The sequence below is a fragment of the Haladaptatus marinus genome (genome assembly GCF_051194195.1).
Genome location: NZ_JBLZNK010000003.1, coordinates 1,134,257 through 1,151,110 on the forward strand (window position 1 = coordinate 1,134,257; position 16,854 = coordinate 1,151,110).

The following is a 16,854-nucleotide window of genomic DNA, read 5'->3' on the forward strand; positions in this document are numbered from 1 at the left end:
ATTGCAGGTTGGACTGCTCTACTCCCGTATCCGCAAGGACGAAAAGCTCCTGCTCGCCGAACTCCGTGACCGCGGGCACGAGGTGACGAAAATCGACGTGCGCAAGGAGACGTTCGACCTGACGGACGCGCCGGACACCTTCGAAAACCTCGACCTCGTCATCGACCGCTGTCTGGCAACGAGTCGGAGCCTGTACGCCACGCAGTTCTGCGAGGCCTACGGCATCCCCGTCGTCAACAGCCACGAGACGGCCGACATCTGCGCCGACAAGGTGAAAACCAGCCTCGCGCTCGCGGGCGCTGGCATCCCTACGCCCGCGACGAAAGTCGCATTCACAACGAAAAGTGCGATGGAGGCCATCGAGTCCTTCGGCTACCCCTGCGTGCTCAAACCCGTTGTCGGGTCATGGGGTCGGCTTATGGCGAAAATCGACTCGAAAAGCGCGGCAGAAGCCATCTTGGAACACAAAGCCACGCTTGGCCACTACGAGCACAAGGTGTTCTACGTGCAGGAGTTCGTGGACAAACCCGGCAGGGATATCCGCGTCCTCGCACTGGACGGCGAACCCGTCGCCGCGATGGCCCGCCACGACGACCACTGGCTGACGAACGCCGCGAAAGGTGCCGAAACCACGACGTTCGAACTGGATTCGGAAGCCGAGTCGTTGGTCGAACAGGCCAGCGATGCGGTCGGTGGCGGCCTGCTCGGCGTCGATCTGATGGAGACCGACTCGGGCTACACGATTCACGAAGTGAACCACACGGTCGAATTCAAGGCGCTGAACGAAGCGGTGAACCTGGACGTTCCCGCCAGCGTCGTCGATTGGTTGGAATCCAAGGTTGGAATGGAGGTGGTTGCCTGATGGCCGCCGCGACCGACGCCGAGACCACGGAGAGCGCTGAAACGCTCTCCGCCACCGTCATCGGAGCCAGCGGATTCACCGGCGGGGAACTACTCCGTCTGCTCTCCGGCCACCCGAATTTCGAGGTGGCGCAAGCGACGAGCAGGGAGTACGCAAACAAGACGGTCGGGTCGGTGCATCCCAACCTTCGCGGGACGAACCTGCGCTTTTCCGAACCCGGTGACCTCGAATCGGTGGACGTGCTGTTCGCCGCGACGCCCCACGGCGTCTCGATGGAGCACGTGGACGAGTTCACGGAGTGCGCCGACACGGTGGTCGATTTGAGCGCCGACTTCCGCCTCGACACCAAAGAAGAGTACGACGAGTGGTACGACGGACATACCTGCCCAGAATATCTGGACGAAGCAGTGTACGCCCTCCCGGAAATCTTCCGCGAGGAACTGCTCGGCGCGGAGTTGATTGCGGCGGGCGGCTGTAACGCCACCGCGACGATTCTCGGCCTGTATCCCCTGTTCGACGCGGGCATTCTGTCCGGAAGCGAGCAACTCGTCGTGGACGTGAAAGTCGGGTCGTCGGAAGGCGGCGCGACACCCAGCAAGGCATCGAGCCACGTCGAACGCTCTGGAATCGTTCGTCCCTACGCACCGACGGGCCACCGCCACGAGGCGGAAATCGAGGGCATTCTGGATACCAGCGTCTCGTTTACCGCCCACGCCGTGGACATGGTTCGCGGAGCATCCGCGACGAGTCACGTCTTCCCCAACTCACCGGTTTCGAAGGGTGACCTCTGGAAGGCGTACCGGAACTGCTACGAGGACGAACCGTTCGTCCGCCTCGTCGCGGGCGGGAGCGGCGTCTATCGCTACCCCGAACCGAAGGCGGTCGCCGGAACGAACAACGCCGAAGTCGGGTTCGAACTCGACCCGAGCAACAAGCGCGTGGTCGTCTTCAGCGCCATCGACAACCTGATGAAGGGGTCGGCGGGACAGGCGGTTCACGCCGCAAACGTCGCACTGGGATTCGAGGAAACTACCGGACTGGAGTTTCAGGGACTGCATCCCGTGGGGTCGCCATGAACGGAAAAGGGTACACACACGACGAACTGTTCGACGCACACGACCAACTCATCGACAACGACAACGTTCCGAACGACGGCCTCCGCGCTGATGGAGGTATAATCGAAGACGAGACCACGCCCATCGTCGTGAAAATCGGCGGTGCCCGCGCGGTGAATCCGGCGGGCGCGCTGGGCGACATCGCCCACCTGACCGCCAACGGCGAGGACGTGGTGGTCGTCCACGGCGGTTCGACCGCCGTGGACGACACGCTCGAAGAACTGGGCGAGGAACCCGAATACGTCGAATCACCCAACGGCGTCGTTGGACGTTTCACCGACGAACGCGCGATGGAGGTGTTCGAGATGGTCATGCCCGGGGAACTCAATACAGACTTGACTGCGGATTTGCAGGCCGAAGGCGTCCGCGCCGTCGGGCTTTCGGGCGTCGATGGAGCGCTCCTAACCGGTCCCAGAAAATCCGCCGTTAGGGTGGTCGAAGATGGCAAAAAGAAAATCCGTCGTGGTGACCACTCCGGCAAAATCAAGGATGTGAACGCCTCGCTTCTCGAAACACTGCTCGGGGAGAACTACACGCCCGTCGTGACGGTGCCGATGTTGGCCGACGACGGAACGGCGGTCAACGCCGATGCTGACCGTGCGGCGGCGGCAATCGCTGGCGCGCTCGGCGGCGAGCTCGTCGTCCTGACGGACGTTCCGGGGCTCCTCGAAAATCCGGACGACGAAACGACGCTCATCGAGCAGGTCGCCACTCCTGCAGAGATGGCGACTGCAAAGCAGGTGGCTGAAGGGTTCATGACGAAGAAGGTCATGGCGACCACCGAAGCCCTGAAAGGCGGCGCGAAATCGGTCGTCATCGCGGATGCGAACAACCGTGACCCGATTACCGCGGCACAGAAGGGCCACGGAACGAAGTTCACGCCCGCCTCAGTGGGAGGGTCACAATGAGCGAATTCGTCTACTCCCAGAAGCCCATCCCAATCGAGCGCGGTGAGGGAGTGTACCTCTACGCCGAGGATGGCACCGAATATCTCGATTTCGGCGCGAGCTACGCGGTTTCGCCGGTCGGGCACTGCCACCCGGAAGTCGTTTCGGCGGTCGAGGAACAGGCCGCGGAACTGCTGTTCGTGCACGCCTCGTACCCGACCGAATCCCGCGATTCGCTGTACGAGAAGTTGGCAACGGTTGCCCCTTCCGGCCTCGAAAACGTCTGGCTCTGTAACTCCGGCACCGAGGCGAACGAAGCGGCGTTGAAGTTCGCCCGGAGCGCGACCGGAAACTCGAAAATCGTCGCCGCGAAGCGTGGTTTCCACGGACGCACCATGGGGTCGCTGTCGGTGACGTGGAAGCCGAAATATCGCGCGCCGTTCGAACCGCTCGTGGACGACGTGGAGTTCGTCACCTACGGCGACGAGGACGAACTCGCGGACGTAGTGGACGACGAAACCGCCGCCGTCATCCTCGAACCGGTGCAGGGTGAAGGTGGCGTCAATCCCGCGACGAAGGACTATCTTCAGACGGCACGCGAATTGACGACCGATTCGGGGGCCGCACTGGTGTTCGACGAGATTCAAACCGGGCTCGGTCGGACGGGGTCGCTCTGGGCGTGCGAACACGCGGGAGTGACGCCCGACATCCTCACGACTGCGAAAGGATTGGCCAGTGGCCTGCCAATCGGGGCGACCCTCTGTGCCGACTGGATAGCCGAGGATGCCGGGTCACACGGTTCAACCTTCAGCGGCAGTCCGGTCGTCAGTGCGGCGGCGGAGGCGACCCTCTCCGTGCTCGTTGACGAGAACCTTCCGGCGCATGCGGCTGAGATGGGCGAATATCTCCAGTCGGAACTGCACGCCGCGAACCTCCCGGTTCGCGACGTTCGCGGTCACGGGTTGATGGTCGGTATCGAGGTGAAACGTGGCGCGAATCGTGTCGTGAAGGAACTCGCACTGTCGCATGGAATACTCGCGCTTCCGGCGGGACGGAGCGTCCTGCGTCTGCTGCCGCCGTTGACCGTGGAAACGGAACATCTCGATGCCGTCGTCGATGCCCTCTCCGACGTGCTGGGGGAAACACAATGACCCTGTCAAAACCTATGACGACTACGAAAATCACACAATCGGAGGCGCACGACCTGCTGGTCGAACTGGTGGAAACACCATCGGTATCGGGTAATGAGGAGGATTGCGCCGACCTACTCGTTTCGTTCTTCGAGGAACGAGACCGTGAAGCGTGGATAGACGACGCTGGCAATGTCCACGCGCCGGGAAACGGAATCCTGCTGACATCGCACATCGACACCGTCCCAGGCGAGATTCCAGTCGAATTGGACGACGGCGTCCTTTGGGGTCGCGGAAGCGTCGATGCCAAAGGACCACTCACCGCGATGGCAGTCATAGCATTCGAAACGGGCGCGAGTTTCGTCGGCGTGGTCGGCGAAGAGACCGATTCGCGCGGCGCTCGTCATCTCGTGGAAAACTACGCGGAACCCAACTTCGTCGTGAACGGCGAACCCAGTGGCTGGGATGCCCTGACGCTCGGTTATCGTGGGTTCATGTCCGGAACCTACTCGGTTTCCGTCGAATCCACGCACACCTCTCGCCCGGAAGCGAACGCCATCCAGCACGCAGTCGGATGGCTCTCTGCAGTCGAATCGGCGTTCGACTCGGACGCCGATTCCGTCTTCAAGTCCGTGACCGCGAAACCGGTTTCGTTCGACGGCGGACTCGCTGCCGACGGATTGACGACCGAGGCGGAGGTCGAAGTACAGTTCAGAATCCCGCCGGGAACGACGGCGGACGAGATTTGCGAGATTGCTGACGCCGAGTTGGAGGCAGGAAGCGTCTCGTGGAACGAGGCGATTCCCCCGACGATGGCTAGTCCGCGCACCGAGCTGTCGCGGGCGTTTCGCGTAGCGATTCGCGGAGAAGACGGCGACCCGAGTCTGCTCCGCAAAACCGGGACGAGCGATGCGAACATCTACGCGGAAGCGTGGGATTGTCCGGTCGTGACCTACGGACCGGGCGACTCGTCGCTCGACCATACGCCGGACGAACACATCGAACTCGCCGAGTTCGACGAATCAGTGGCCGTCCTTTCCGGGGTCTGCGAATCGTTGGAGGGGAAGCCATGACTCGCCATTTCCTCGACGTTGACGACCTGTCCCCGGACGAATTGGCGGAAGTGCTGGCGCTAGCCGAGGAGTTCAAATCGAACGGATCGCCGCCCGAACTGGCCGGGCAGACGCTCGCCATGTTGTTCGAAAAACCGAGCACCCGCACCCGCCTCTCGTTCGAGACGGGGATGACGCAACTCGGCGGGCACGCCGTGTTCATGGGACCGGACGACACCCATCTCGACCACGGTGAACCCGTCTCCGACACGGGCCGAGTACTCTCGCGTTACGTGGATTTCGTCATGGGTCGCGTGTTCGACCACGATTGTCTGGTCGAGATGGCCGAATACGCGACGGTGCCGATTATAAACGGACTGTCCGACATCGCTCATCCGTGTCAGTCGCTCGCCGACCTGCTCACGATTCAGGAACAGTTCGATTCGTTCGAAGACCTGTCCGTCGCGTGGGTCGGCGACGGAAACAACGTACTCAACTCCTTCGCAATCGCGGCATCGACGGTCGGACTGGATCTGACGATTGCGACGCCCGAAGGGTACGAACCGTCGAACGACGCGCTTTTGCGGGCGAGCGACCGTGGTCGCTCGCCCGTGTTGACGAACGACCCCGAGGAAGCAGTGGCCGACGCGGATGTCGTCTACACCGACGTCTGGGTCAGCATGGGCCAGGAGGACGAACGCGAGGAGAAACTGGCCGCGTTCGATGGCTTTCAACTGAACGACGAACTGCTACCCGACTCGGCGCTCGCTATGCACTGTCTACCAGCCCATCGCGGCGAGGAGATTACCGGCGACGTGCTGGAAAGCGATCGCTCGCTATCGTGGGACCAAGCCGAAAACAGGCTTCACGCACAGAAGGCTCTGTTGGCGTATCTCGCTTAAAAAGGGTGACTCAGCGGCGATACCACGCGGCGAACACCGCGCCCAACACGACGCCGTAAACGAGGTGACCGACGAGGCTCATTGGGTCGAAGTTCGGAACCGGGGGCATCTCCATTCCGATCGCACCCAACCACAGGGGCATGACGATGCCCGCGGCGACGACCCACAGGAGGACACCGTATGCCGCCCCGAGGCCGGTCGTTGGTGCGATTCTATCGGCGTATTTTCGGAGACGAGTCATGGTCATGATGCCCCCGAAAACGAGGCCGAACACGATGCTGTGGAAGAGGTGTGCAACCCATCCCATCGTCGCGCCGTCGAGTCCGTAGAGGGACGCGATGGCTGGCATCATCCCCATGGATTGCATGAGGACGCCGAAAACGATGCCACCAGCCAGTCCGCCGAGAATCGAACTCGACCACGTCCTGTTGATTACCCCGCGCTCTCGCACCGATTCTCTGATGCTTTTTGTTCTCTGTTGTGCCATACCGAATAATTATCATGAATAAATATATAGGTTTCCGCAGATATCGGACAGGACGGATAGCAGCGAGAACCGCTAACACCACCGATTATCCTGAAATAGCGGGATGGAAAACGTCCCAATCAGCGGGTAGCCTTTTGCTCTCATCGTGCGAAGATATGGGTAGGGATTACGATGGGACAGAGGGATTCGGTTCGATTCGGGTTTACGGGGGACGTAATGATTGGACGGTTGATCGACGAACGGCAGCGACAGCGCAGTATCACTTCCATCTGGGGTAACGTCGAGGAGCATCTCCAATCGTTGGACGGCCTGTTCATCAACCTCGAATGTTGCCTCTCAGCGCGCGGGACGCCGTGGACGGACACCTATCGGCCGTTCCACTTCCGAGCGGATCCGGATTGGGCGATTCCGGCGCTACAAGCGGTCGGCGTCGAGTGGGCGACGCTCGCCAACAACCACATTCTGGATTACGGTGCGGACGCACTCACCGATACCATCGACTATCTCGACGAGGCGGGAATCGCTCACTCCGGCGCAGGTGCTGACAAAAATGCGGCCCACGCTCCTGCCTTCGTCTCGGTCGGCGGCCTCGACATCGCATTCGTCTCATTCACCGACAACACACCCGAATTTGCCGCAGAACGGGACGAACCCGGCACGGCGTACGTGGAGTTCGACGTAACCGACGACAAAGCGGCGCGCATCGTCGGTGACTCCCTCGCACAGGCCCGCGAAACAAACCCCGACTTACTCGTTGCGTCGCTTCATTGGGGGCCGAACATGCGAACCGAACCCAGCGTCGAGTTCCAGGAGTTCGCTCGCTGGCTGTCCGAACAGGGCGTCGATATCATCCACGGCCACAGTGCACACGTCTTCCACGGCGTTGAGGTCGTCGACGAGACGCTCGTCCTGTACGATACGGGTGATTTTCTGGACGATTACGCGGTCGATTCCGAGCGACGAAACGACCGGGGATTCTTGTTCGAACTGGCCGTACAAGACGGCGACCTCACGGAACTTCGACTCCATCCGACCGAAATCTACGACCTTGCCGTCCACGAGGCGGAACATTACGCAGGCAACTGGAGTATGCAACAGATGGATACCCTTTCGTCGGCGTTCGGAACGCAGTTCGAGCGTGAGGACGACGTACTCGTGCTTTCGTTGTAGCCAAGCGACGGCGTCGCCGTATTACGTTAAAACCCGTCTCATCCCGTCTCGTGTCAACTGGTTCGAATGTGGGATTTTGTTTCTAATTAGTACATTATTTTAATATATTACTAAAAGAAATAATAGTGGACAAAGAGAGTAGAAAATGCATCATGCAATCACGACGTACACTACTGAAGCGAATCGGTGCGGCAGGAACGGCGAGTCTCGGCGCGGTGGCAGTGTCGAGCAGCACGGCGGCGGCAAAGCCAGCGGTTGACTGGGAACCGGCCCATTCGAGCAACTATACGTCCGCGAACCGTGGTGCGGCAGAAATCGACGCCATCGTCATCCACGTCGCCCAAGGGTCTGCCGAAGGGACGGTTAACTGGTTCCAGAACCCGGACACCAACGTCAGCGCTCATTACACCATCCGGGACGACGGGTACAAATACCAGAGCCTCAGCGACATCAACATCGGCTGGCACGCTGGCGGCGTTTCGTGGTACAACGACGCCACCATCGGCATCGAACACGGCGGCTACGTGAGCAGTGGGTTCCCGGACGCACAGTACCAGAGTTCCGCCGAACTCGTCCGCTGGTTGTGTGACCAGTACAACATCCCGAAGAGTCGAATCTCCGGCGTCGGTGCGTGCGGCGGAGAGAGCGGCATCATGGGGCACCATCAGGTACCCGAAGGCGATTGTGGCTACAACGACCACACCGACCCCAGGAGCAACTGGGACTGGGACTACTACATGAGTATCATCTAACGACGACCGCACGCATTCACGCTATTTTTACACCGACCAGCAACCACCAACTGGTTAGCGTTGCCACCGACCATCCCATTTTTCACCGCCGAACACATCCAACCGGGCAATGACGCTGACGCTCTCGAATCCAACCGCGCCAGTCCCCGACAGTGCCGACGACGGGGTATGGCTCGCCTGTATCGACTGTGAGTGGACCGGCCCCCCGTTCGACGAGATTCGCTATCGCTGTCCCGACTGTGACGGCCTGCTCGAAGTGCGCTACGCCAACCATCCGACGTTCGACGATTTCGAGGGTAGCGGCGTCTGGCGCTACGCCGACGCCCTCCCCGTCGAATCCGGCGTGAGCATCGAGGAAGGAAACACGCCGCTGTACGAAACACCCACAATCGAGGACGAAGTGGGCGTCTCAAACCTGCGCGTCAAACACGAGGGGATGAACCCCACCGGCAGTTTCAAAGACCGCGGGATGACGCTGGGCGTGAAAGTCGCCAAAAAACTCGGCACGGACAGATTGGCCTGCGCCAGCACCGGAAACACCAGCGCGGCGCTCGCGTGCTACGGTGCGCGGGCCGGAACCGAAGTCCTCGTTCTCCTCCCCGCCGGAAAAGTCGCCGCCGGAAAGGTAGCACAAGCGAGTCTTCACGGCGCGCGAATCCTCGAAGTGGACGGCAACTTCGACGACTGCCTCGATATCGTGTCTGACCTCGCGAACCGCGGCGAGGCCTACCTGCTCAACTCGCTCAACCCCTTCCGACTGGAGGGACAGAAAACGATTGGACTGGAAATTATCGAGCAGTTCCGCGACCAGACCGGCGACCTGCCCGACCGAATCGTCCTCCCGGTCGGCAACGCCGGGAACACCAGCGCACTGTACAAAGCGTTCCGCGAACTCGTCGCAGCAGGGGAACTGACGCCCGAGGAAGTGCCAATTCTGACCGGCGTACAGGCAGAAGGCGCGGCCCCGATGGTCGAAGCCATCGAAACAGGCGCGGACGAAGTTCGTCGCTGGGACGACGTCGAAACGATTGCCACCGCCATCCGAATCGGCAATCCGGTCAACGCCCCGAAAGCACTGCCAGCGATTCGGGAAACCGGCGGAACCGCGATCACCGTCACGGACGAAGAAATCACCGACGCACAGCGAGCGTTGGCAGGAGACGGTATCGGCGTCGAACCCGCCAGCGCGGCGAGCGTCGCTGGCCTGCGAAAACTTCGAGAGTCGGGAGGGATTTCGGCGGACGAGAACGTTGTCTGTTTAACCACGGGGCACTTGCTGAAAGACCCCGACGCCGCCGCAGCGGCGGGTGTCGAACCGGAACCCGTGCCCGCCGACACCGATGACGTGCTCGAACACCTTTCGTGATATAGCGCTGCTGACGGTGTACGGACTACCGCGCTAGCAAGAGAACGATGCTCGCGCTGACGAGCAAACAGATGAGGAGGCCCGAAAATGCGACGGCGTATCCGGCCCGCTCCGCGACGAATCCGACGTAGGTCGTTCCGAGGCTGCCGAGACCAACGTAGATGGTTCGGGTCGCCCCGAGGTCACCGCCCATACTGCCGTCCGGAAACACGTCCATCAGGTGTGCCTGCATCGCCGGTGGGAAGGCCATCAGCCCCGCCGAGAAGACGACCACGCTCCCCGTAACTGCGAGCGTGCTGCTGGTAACGATGACGCCTGCGAGGGCAAGCGTCGCAACCACCAGCGATCCGGCGGCGACGACGGGTCGCGAGATTCGGTCACCGAGCGACCCTGAGAAGGGTTTCACCAGTGCACCGACGACGAACAACACGGCGAAGCCACCGCCCGCGAGTTCCGGCGAGAAATCTTTCGCATTCTGCAAAAACGTCGGGAGGAATCCCGTGACGGACTGCCAGACGAAGGCGTACAGCGAGTAGGCGACGAGCAGTGCCGCGGTTCGGCGGTTGGCAAATCGCGTGGCGGTCTTTTGAACATCGAGGAGCGCTGCTTGGCTGGTTCCCACATCGAATTGTGGAGCGGTGTACTCCTCGCGGTTCCAGCGATGAAGGAGGATGAACACGACCACGAGAAGGAGGACGACCGGAAGGAACGCGAAACGCCACGTCGCAGTTGCGAGCACGACGACTGCAAGCCCCGCCGCGACCGCACCGCCACCGTCCCCCGATGCCCCGTGGAGGCCGAACGCCTGTCCCCGGCGGGTGACGAACAGGTCGGAAACGAGCGCTCTGGCAGGAGTGGGGTAGAGACCAGCGCCAATCCCGACGACTGCCGCGCCGAGCAGGAACACCGAGTAAGTCGGCGCGCTGGCGAGCACGCCAAATCCGACGATGAGGAGCGAGAGTCCGGTCGCGAGCAACGTTTTTCGGGAAAGGTTGTCGGAGAGCCTCCCGCTCGGATACTGACCGAGGGCGTACAGCCCCCAGAGCAGGGTGAACGCCAATCCAGCCTGAAACTCCGTGATGTGAAGCGAGTTCATCACGGTTGGAAGCATGGGCGAAAGGACGAGCCTGCCCGTTTGAATTATCGCCCAGCCGAGTGAAACCGCAAGCAGGAGTTTGCCGGAATAGCCCGTCACCAGTCGCTCGTCGTCCGCAGGTGGGGCGTCGTCCGTGGGTTGAGGTTCGTCTTCGAGTTGCTCGGCCACGATTTGAAGGGAGGAATGGTGGGTACTTGAGTCCGGCTTTCGCGGCGGGGCCAACTATCGGAATCCAGTCGCCGCAACCTCACCGGTGTTGGTTCCGTTTTCGTATAAAAAGTTAGTCCGTGAAACGGTCGTTATGCGCCGTTCAGCCCGATACTCCGCACCTCGATGATGCGTTCGTCGGCTTCGAGTGCCTCCTTGGCGGCCGTCGTGAGTTCGTCGTCCAGGTTGTAAACCGACAGTGCTTCCCCGCCGTCGGTTTCACGGGCGTTGAACATCCCTGCGATGTTGATGTCGTGTTCACCGAGCACGGTGCCAACGAATCCGATGACGCCGGGTTTGTCCTGATTGCGCGCGACCAGCATGTGGCCGTGGGGAATCGCATCGACGCGATAGCCGTCGATGCGCACGATTCGCGGGTCGTCGCCCGCGAACAGGGTTCCCTCGACAGTGATTTCCTCGTCCGCACTCTCGACCGTGACCGCAATGAGACTCTGGAAGTCCGCCGCCTGTCGGGTCTTGCTCTCGGTGACCTCGACGCCGCGTTCCTCCGCGATTTGTGGCGCGTTGACGGCGTTGACATGCCATTCGAGCGGTTGGAAGATGCCTTTCTGGGCGCTGGCCGTGACGAGGTCAACTTCCTCCTCGGCGATGTCACCCTCGTAGTTCACTTCGATGCGCTCGATGCGCTCGTCGAGGAGTTGTGTGGCGATTTTGCCCGCCGTCTCCGCGAGTTCGATGTAGGGACGGACGCGGGGGAACGCGCTCTCTTCGACGGACGGCGCGTTGAGAGCGTTGATGACTGGCTCTTCCTTGAGTGCCGCGACCACCTGGTCGGCGGTGCTGGTGGCGACGTTCTCCTGTGCCGCCTCCGTGCTCGCGCCGAGGTGAGGCGTGACGATGACGTCGTCCACGTCGAGCAGTGGATTGTCCTCCGAGAGCGGTTCCTCTGCGAACACGTCGATGGCCGCACCCGCGAGAATTCCGTCTTCGACCGCGTTGGCGAGCGCTTCCTCGTCGATGACGCCGCCGCGAGCGCAGTTGACGACGTAGCCGCCTTCGATCTGCGCGAGCTCCTCGTTGCTGATGAGACCCTCAGTTTCGGGGGTGAGTGGCGTGTGAACCGTGAGGAAGTCCGCCCGGTCGAGACATTCATCCAGTTCGACCAGTTCCGCACCGAGTTGTCGGGCGAGGTCTTCGCTGATATATGGGTCGTACGCGACGAGTTCCATCCCGAGGCTATCGAGTTTTTTGGCGACTTCCTGCCCGACTCTGCCGAGTCCGACGATACCGAGCGTTTTCTTGTTCAGTTCCGTCCCGAGGTAGTCGCCCTTCGCCCACTCGCCGTTCTTGAGTCGGATGTGCGCCTGTGGGATGGAGCGCGCGGCGGCAAACGCCATTGCGACCGTATGCTCGGCGGCGGCGCGGACGTTGCCCTCCGGAGCGTTGGCGACGATGACGCCGTGTTCGGTCGCGGCTTCGATATCGATGTTGTCCACGCCGATACCAGCGCGGCCGACGATGACGAGTTCGGATGCGGCCTCGAACACGTCGCGGTTCACGTCTGTGCCGGAGCGGACGACGAGTCCGTTCGCGTCCGCGACTGCGTTCAAAAGGGCATCGTCCTCTACATCGTAGGCCGTCTCTACCTCGTAACCTGCCTCGCGGAGCCTGTTGAGACCCGCGTCGGCGATGGGGTCGGTGACCAGAACCTTCATTGGTGGAGAGAAAACACCTGCCGCCCGTTAACGCTTTCTCTCATTGCGAAGATTGCCAGCATATTTTCCCGAGTTTTGTGTGGAAATTTTATCCGTGAGATTATCCGGCGCGCTCCCGTTCCTCGGAATCGATTCGTGATCGTATCTCAGCATCCATCCCGGTATTACTCTCCGAGGCCGTCTCGGCGCATTCCGAACAGTAGTCGTTCTGCCCGCTTTCGACCAGTGCGACGGGGACGCCATCGACGACGAGTTCTTTGACGAATCGTCGCCGTATTCCGGTCTGTCCTCCGGTTTCATCGCGCTCACAAACCGAACAGCCATCGGCCGAGAGCGTCGTCCGTTCGGCAACGACGCGTCGCCCGATTCCGTACCGACCACGGTCGTAGGCGCGCTGTGCCTTGCTGAGTCGATACGACAGGAAAAACGCGGGGACGAGAACGACGAGTAAGAGGAGTACTGCTTTCCAACTGACCAGCGGTTTGGCCACGACACCGAGAAGAACGGCCCCGAAAAGGATGCTCGCCCAGACGAGCGCCCACTTCGCCAGTCGACCTACGGCATCTTCGTCCATCACGCGGACGACTGATTACTCGAGCCGTTACCGGTATTTCCGCCCGAATCGTCCTCGATATTTCGGACGAACTGCGGGTAGCCCTCGCCGCCGACGGGGATATACACCGTGTCAGTGTCGTCCAACTTCTCGATATACTTCTGGGTGAGGACGTTCCGGTCGAGCGATTCGCTCAGGATGCGGTTCGCTTCGGCCTGTCCTTCCGCCGCGATTCGCTTCCGGTCGGCTTCCAGCTTTTCGACTTCGAGTTCGTTTTCCTTCTGCTGTCTGCGCTGTTTCGTGATCTCTTTCTGTTCGACCGCTTGGGCGTACTGCTTGGGCAGGTTGACGTTTCGAATCTGCACCGTTTCGAGGATGAGACCGTCCTCGTTGAAATCCTTCTGGAGCGCCGTCTGCGCCGCCTCTTTGAGTTTCGTCTGGCCCTCACCGGTGTAGATTTCGGTGACCGGGAGGCGTCCCGCCTCGGTTCGGAGCACCGACCGAATGCTCGGACGGATGAGACGCTGTTCGGCGGTTTCGACGTCGCGGTAATTCTTATAGAACTTGACCGCTTCCGTCGAATCGACGCGATATCGAACGCTGATATCGATGTCCACCTGCAGTCCGTCCTCGGTGAGGACGGTTATCGCGTCGTCGGTGTTATCCTTGCTGCCTTCACCTTGCTGACTCGACATCGTGTACGTTTGGGGGCGAGTCGAGAGCGACACCGTGCTTTGGGAGACGGGGTTGACGAAGTGCGCGCCGGGTTCGAAGACGGTTCCAGTGGCCGCACCCCACTTTTTGACGACTTTCACATTCCCCTCATCGACGGGTTCCCACGCCATGAATCCGGCAACCGGCGCCGCGATGACGACGATTGCGAGGCCGATAAGAAGTGTGTTCCCCAAAATACTGCTCAGATCGATGTCCGGAATTGGACTTGACGACCCGTCCGGGTCGATCGGAATATCGTTGTCAGAACTCATGTAGAACGTTCGGAGGGTGTTCGAACGAGCATCATAGCTCTTGTCATCTCATTTTTATTCTTCTTCGAATATTCCAACGGGACGAGGATTTGGCACGAAGAATCAGCGTGGCGAATCGGCGTTACCGAATCCGTTTTTCCATGACGATTTCATCGTAATCGCGATACTCCAGCGGATAGTCGTCCGTTTTCTCGTACCCACGACGCCGATACAGTTCGGGAAGGAAGGGATGATTTTCAAGTGTCGTGAGCCTAATAGTTGCATAGCCACTGCCTCGAACGACTTCCTCGGCAAATTCCAGCAATCGACTCCCAACACCCTTTCCAATTTTCGTGAACGCCGAGACGACTGAGTTTTACGCGCTCCCCATTCGTCGCTTCGAGTCGGACACCGCCGATGATTTCGCCCCCAACCTCCGCAACGTACACCCGATGCTCTCGAACCCACTCCGAAAGTTCGTTTTCCGTTACGGATTCCGCTTTGGCGGGAAATCCGAGGTTGCGATTTTCCTGATACGCACTCCGGTATACGTGGACGAGTTGTTCGGCATCGGCGACGGTTGCTTGTCGGATTCGTGGTTCGGTCATATGTAGTGTATTTCGCACGCATCTGTGAAGATGTCAGCAGTAGTTTGGTTTCCTCATCTCGGCAATTTCCACGACGACCACGCTATTTTAACAACCGGAAGCACGAATCCCGATTCGAATGAAGATAGTCGCGTTCGACTTCGACGGTACGCTTTCCGATTCGGAAATGACGGTGCTGCTCGGCAAGCAAAAGGGTGTCGCCGACCAGATGGAAGACATCACGGCCCGCGCTATGAACGACGAAATCAGCTACGCCGAAAGCCTCCGCGACCGGGCGGCACTGCTCGAAGGCCTCCCGCTGGACGAGGCCGAAGACGCCTTCTCGGAGGTTCGCCTGCGCCCCGGCGCGGCGGAAATTCTCTCCGATTTGGCCGAGAAGGGAACCCACGTCGCGATTTTGACCGGCGGGTTCGAGCGCGGCGTCCAGGCCGCGCTCGACCGCGAGGGCGTCTCCGTGGACACCATCATCGCCAACCGACTGCCGAACGACGGCGAGGTGTTAACCGGCGAAGTCGAAGGGCCGCTCATCGAGGGGACGAAGGACGAAGCATTGGAGTCGCTGGCGAAGGAGCAGGATGCAGACATGGTAAACACCGTCGCAGTCGGCGACGGAGCGAACGACCTGCCAATGCTGGAAGTCGCGGGATTGGCCGTCGGCTTCGAGCCAAAACCCGCCGTGGCACCGGCCTGTGACACAATCGTTTCGCACATGAACGAACTCCACGACATCCTCGCAACGAAAAACGCAATCTGAGGAGAGAAGCCCATAGACACGTGATATTCAGTGTCTCGCTATCTTTATTATTTCAGAAGTCCTCTAATACAGTCGGTGATTGTAATGGAACGATACACCCCCTTTGAGGATATGGATCGAATGTTCGAACAGATGCGCTCGCGCATGTGGGGCGTAAGCGACCCCCGGGGCGACGGCCGACGTGGCACCCACATCGACCTAAAGGAACACGACGGACAGTTCGTCCTCGTCGCTGACCTCCCCGGATTCGAGAAAGAGGAAATCGACCTCACGTTCAGTGACGACGTGCTGACCGTCTCCGCGAAACACGAGGTCACTGGTGACGACTTCAGCCGTGCCCGTGAACTCTCGGAGCGCGTGAGCCTCCCCAAGGCAGTCGAAAAGGATGGAATTACGGCCTCCTACCGCAATGGCGTCCTCGAAGTTCGACTCCCGGTCGCGGAAGAAGAGGACGCCGAAGAGGACGACAAGATCGAAATCAGCGACTGATTTTTTCGGCAGTTCGATTCGCGTCGGTGCGATTCGCGTCGGCGATGAGCGACGGTACCGTCCGGCGAACGATTCGCACGGGAATCGCAAAGCCGAGGTTTTCGGTTCCGACGATTCCGGCCGTGTTGACGCCGATGACACGACCCTCACAGGACATCAGCGGCCCACCGCTGTTACCCGGATTGACGGCCGCGTCGGTTTGAATCGCGCCCGAAATCGAGAAGCCTCGCTGCGTCGGGAGCGTTCGATTGACCCCGCTGACGACGCCTTGCGTTATCGTCCCCTGCAAGCCGAGTGGATTGCCGAGTGCGGCGACCCGCTGGCCGGGTTCGGCCCGCCCGTCGGCGAGTGGGAGGGAATCGACGTAGCCCGGAACTCGTTCGACTCGTAGCACCGCGAGGTCGGTTCTGGGAGCAGTACCGACGACCGTTGCTCGGCGGAACTCGCCGCGGTTGAACTGGACTTCGAGTCTGGATGCTTCAGCGACGACGTGTTCGTTCGTGACGATATAGGCAGTCGAATTCGACTCGGTGAGTCGATAGACGAAACCGGAGCCTTCCCCGATGCCGCGGGATGTTTCGACCCTGACCGCGACGACGGAGTCAATCGTCTCGTCGTACAGTGCCGAATATTCGCAGGGCTGTGACGGTTGGTTCTGTCCATCCCGTAGCTGTGTCTGCCCGGCCGCAACAGCACCAACAGTCGATGTGACGACCACGCCGGTGACGAGCAAAACGAGCAGTCGATTTCCCATCTCGGCCTCTGAACGAGGGGAAGGACCAT

General features: G+C 60.7%; 19 protein-coding genes. 11 read left to right on the forward strand and 8 right to left on the reverse strand.

Going from position 1 to position 16,854, the window contains the following annotated elements:
• The first annotated feature begins 1 nt into the window (after position 1).
• Genes lysX through argF form a run of 6 tightly spaced genes read left to right on the forward strand, consistent with a single transcriptional unit; the run spans position 2 to position 5,948 of the window.
• Complete coding sequence (lysX, locus tag ACN2TU_RS12070; RefSeq protein WP_435155612.1) at positions 2 to 862, forward strand: lysine biosynthesis protein LysX; 861 nt, start codon at positions 2 to 4, stop codon at positions 860 to 862.
• Entirely contained in the window at positions 862 to 1,938 is a 1,077-nt protein-coding gene (argC, locus tag ACN2TU_RS12075) for an N-acetyl-gamma-glutamyl-phosphate reductase (protein WP_435155614.1), read from the forward strand. The genes lysX and argC overlap by 1 nt, the downstream gene beginning before the upstream one ends.
• Positions 1,935 to 2,885 (forward strand): acetylglutamate/acetylaminoadipate kinase, encoded by a 951-nt coding sequence (locus ACN2TU_RS12080; protein WP_435155616.1) that lies wholly within the window; start codon positions 1,935 to 1,937, stop codon positions 2,883 to 2,885. Before argC ends, ACN2TU_RS12080 begins: the two co-directional genes overlap by 4 nt.
• Entirely contained in the window at positions 2,882 to 4,015 is a 1,134-nt protein-coding gene (locus tag ACN2TU_RS12085) for an aspartate aminotransferase family protein (RefSeq protein WP_435155617.1), read from the forward strand. The genes ACN2TU_RS12080 and ACN2TU_RS12085 overlap by 4 nt, the downstream gene beginning before the upstream one ends.
• A complete protein-coding gene (locus tag ACN2TU_RS12090) occupies positions 4,012 to 5,067 on the forward strand; it encodes a [LysW]-lysine hydrolase (RefSeq protein WP_435155618.1) in 1,056 nt (351 codons plus the stop codon). The genes ACN2TU_RS12085 and ACN2TU_RS12090 overlap by 4 nt, the downstream gene beginning before the upstream one ends.
• Positions 5,064 to 5,948 (forward strand): ornithine carbamoyltransferase, encoded by an 885-nt coding sequence (argF, locus tag ACN2TU_RS12095; protein WP_435155619.1) that lies wholly within the window; start codon positions 5,064 to 5,066, stop codon positions 5,946 to 5,948. The genes ACN2TU_RS12090 and argF overlap by 4 nt, the downstream gene beginning before the upstream one ends.
• A 10-nt stretch (positions 5,949 to 5,958) precedes the next feature.
• Here the strand turns inward: argF and ACN2TU_RS12100 are convergent, their stop codons facing one another.
• The gene (locus tag ACN2TU_RS12100; protein ID WP_435155621.1) at positions 5,959 to 6,435 is read right to left on the reverse strand and encodes a hypothetical protein; all 477 of its coding nucleotides are present in this window, start codon (positions 6,433 to 6,435) and stop codon (positions 5,959 to 5,961) included.
• A gap of 171 nt (positions 6,436 to 6,606) precedes the next feature.
• Here ACN2TU_RS12100 and ACN2TU_RS12105 point away from each other — a divergent pair, with 171 nt between their 5' ends.
• From ACN2TU_RS12105 to thrC, 3 genes are all read left to right on the forward strand, one after another.
• The gene (locus ACN2TU_RS12105) at positions 6,607 to 7,605 is read left to right on the forward strand and encodes a CapA family protein (RefSeq protein WP_435155623.1); all 999 of its coding nucleotides are present in this window, start codon (positions 6,607 to 6,609) and stop codon (positions 7,603 to 7,605) included.
• 152 nt (positions 7,606 to 7,757) lie between these two features.
• Positions 7,758 to 8,357: an N-acetylmuramoyl-L-alanine amidase gene (locus ACN2TU_RS12110; RefSeq protein WP_435155624.1), complete on the forward strand. Its 600-nt coding sequence runs from the start codon at positions 7,758 to 7,760 to the stop codon at positions 8,355 to 8,357.
• Between the two features lie 109 nt (positions 8,358 to 8,466).
• Positions 8,467 to 9,723, forward strand: coding sequence for a threonine synthase (gene thrC, locus ACN2TU_RS12115; protein WP_435155625.1), 1,257 nt, complete (start codon positions 8,467 to 8,469; stop codon positions 9,721 to 9,723).
• Between the two features lie 25 nt (positions 9,724 to 9,748).
• Here thrC and ACN2TU_RS12120 read toward each other — a convergent pair whose 3' ends face one another.
• The 6 genes from ACN2TU_RS12120 to ACN2TU_RS12145 form a co-directional block, all read right to left on the reverse strand.
• Positions 9,749 to 10,987: an MFS transporter gene (locus ACN2TU_RS12120; RefSeq protein ID WP_435155627.1), complete on the reverse strand. Its 1,239-nt coding sequence runs from the start codon at positions 10,985 to 10,987 to the stop codon at positions 9,749 to 9,751.
• A gap of 131 nt (positions 10,988 to 11,118) precedes the next feature.
• Positions 11,119 to 12,702, reverse strand: coding sequence for a phosphoglycerate dehydrogenase (serA, locus tag ACN2TU_RS12125; RefSeq protein ID WP_435155629.1), 1,584 nt, complete (start codon positions 12,700 to 12,702; stop codon positions 11,119 to 11,121).
• 100 nt (positions 12,703 to 12,802) lie between these two features.
• The gene (locus ACN2TU_RS12130) at positions 12,803 to 13,276 is read right to left on the reverse strand and encodes a DUF8108 domain-containing protein (RefSeq protein ID WP_435155630.1); all 474 of its coding nucleotides are present in this window, start codon (positions 13,274 to 13,276) and stop codon (positions 12,803 to 12,805) included.
• Entirely contained in the window at positions 13,276 to 14,241 is a 966-nt protein-coding gene (locus ACN2TU_RS12135; protein WP_435155632.1) for a prohibitin family protein, read from the reverse strand. Before ACN2TU_RS12135 ends, ACN2TU_RS12130 begins: the two co-directional genes overlap by 1 nt.
• Before the next feature lie 121 nt (positions 14,242 to 14,362).
• On the reverse strand, positions 14,363 to 14,545 hold the full coding sequence (locus tag ACN2TU_RS12140) for an N-acetyltransferase (RefSeq protein WP_435155634.1): 183 nt from the start codon (positions 14,543 to 14,545) through the stop codon (positions 14,363 to 14,365).
• Entirely contained in the window at positions 14,493 to 14,828 is a 336-nt protein-coding gene (locus ACN2TU_RS12145; protein ID WP_435155636.1) for a GNAT family N-acetyltransferase, read from the reverse strand. The genes ACN2TU_RS12140 and ACN2TU_RS12145 overlap by 53 nt, the downstream gene beginning before the upstream one ends.
• Positions 14,829 to 14,946: 118 nt before the next feature.
• On the opposite strand from ACN2TU_RS12145, the gene serB reads away from it, so the two are divergent.
• Both serB and ACN2TU_RS12155 read left to right on the forward strand, forming a co-directional pair.
• Entirely contained in the window at positions 14,947 to 15,582 is a 636-nt protein-coding gene (serB, locus tag ACN2TU_RS12150) for a phosphoserine phosphatase SerB (RefSeq protein ID WP_435155637.1), read from the forward strand.
• A gap of 84 nt (positions 15,583 to 15,666) precedes the next feature.
• Positions 15,667 to 16,071, forward strand: coding sequence for an Hsp20/alpha crystallin family protein (locus ACN2TU_RS12155; protein ID WP_435155638.1), 405 nt, complete (start codon positions 15,667 to 15,669; stop codon positions 16,069 to 16,071).
• Here ACN2TU_RS12155 and ACN2TU_RS12160 read toward each other — a convergent pair.
• Positions 16,061 to 16,825 carry a S1C family serine protease gene (locus tag ACN2TU_RS12160; protein ID WP_435155639.1) on the reverse strand — a complete coding sequence of 255 codons (765 nt, stop codon included), beginning with the start codon at positions 16,823 to 16,825 and terminating at the stop codon, positions 16,061 to 16,063. The two genes, ACN2TU_RS12155 and ACN2TU_RS12160, sit on opposite strands and share 11 nt — an antisense overlap.
• Positions 16,826 to 16,854: the final 29 nt, after the last annotated feature.

What these genes read in the sequence shown, in the direction of transcription:
- ACN2TU_RS12090 (WP_435155618.1), top strand. Translation starts at nt 4,012, where the DNA reads ATGACCCTGTCAAAACCTATGACGACTACGAAAATCACACAATCGGAG.
- ACN2TU_RS12110 (WP_435155624.1), top strand. Translation starts at nt 7,758, where the DNA reads ATGCAATCACGACGTACACTACTGAAGCGAATCGGTGCGGCAGGAACG.
- ACN2TU_RS12130 (WP_435155630.1), bottom strand. Translation starts at nt 13,276, where the DNA reads ATGGACGAAGATGCCGTAGGTCGACTGGCGAAGTGGGCGCTCGTCTGG.
- thrC (WP_435155625.1), top strand. Translation starts at nt 8,467, where the DNA reads ATGACGCTGACGCTCTCGAATCCAACCGCGCCAGTCCCCGACAGTGCC.
- serB (WP_435155637.1), top strand. Translation starts at nt 14,947, where the DNA reads ATGAAGATAGTCGCGTTCGACTTCGACGGTACGCTTTCCGATTCGGAA.
- serA (WP_435155629.1), bottom strand. Translation starts at nt 12,702, where the DNA reads ATGAAGGTTCTGGTCACCGACCCCATCGCCGACGCGGGTCTCAACAGG.
- ACN2TU_RS12135 (WP_435155632.1), bottom strand. Translation starts at nt 14,241, where the DNA reads ATGAGTTCTGACAACGATATTCCGATCGACCCGGACGGGTCGTCAAGT.
- ACN2TU_RS12085 (WP_435155617.1), top strand. Translation starts at nt 2,882, where the DNA reads ATGAGCGAATTCGTCTACTCCCAGAAGCCCATCCCAATCGAGCGCGGT.
- ACN2TU_RS12145 (WP_435155636.1), bottom strand. Translation starts at nt 14,828, where the DNA reads ATGACCGAACCACGAATCCGACAAGCAACCGTCGCCGATGCCGAACAA.
- ACN2TU_RS12105 (WP_435155623.1), top strand. Translation starts at nt 6,607, where the DNA reads ATGGGACAGAGGGATTCGGTTCGATTCGGGTTTACGGGGGACGTAATG.
- argC (WP_435155614.1), top strand. Translation starts at nt 862, where the DNA reads ATGGCCGCCGCGACCGACGCCGAGACCACGGAGAGCGCTGAAACGCTC.
- ACN2TU_RS12160 (WP_435155639.1), bottom strand. Translation starts at nt 16,825, where the DNA reads ATGGGAAATCGACTGCTCGTTTTGCTCGTCACCGGCGTGGTCGTCACA.
- ACN2TU_RS12155 (WP_435155638.1), top strand. Translation starts at nt 15,667, where the DNA reads ATGGAACGATACACCCCCTTTGAGGATATGGATCGAATGTTCGAACAG.
- ACN2TU_RS12100 (WP_435155621.1), bottom strand. Translation starts at nt 6,435, where the DNA reads ATGGCACAACAGAGAACAAAAAGCATCAGAGAATCGGTGCGAGAGCGC.
- ACN2TU_RS12080 (WP_435155616.1), top strand. Translation starts at nt 1,935, where the DNA reads ATGAACGGAAAAGGGTACACACACGACGAACTGTTCGACGCACACGAC.
- argF (WP_435155619.1), top strand. Translation starts at nt 5,064, where the DNA reads ATGACTCGCCATTTCCTCGACGTTGACGACCTGTCCCCGGACGAATTG.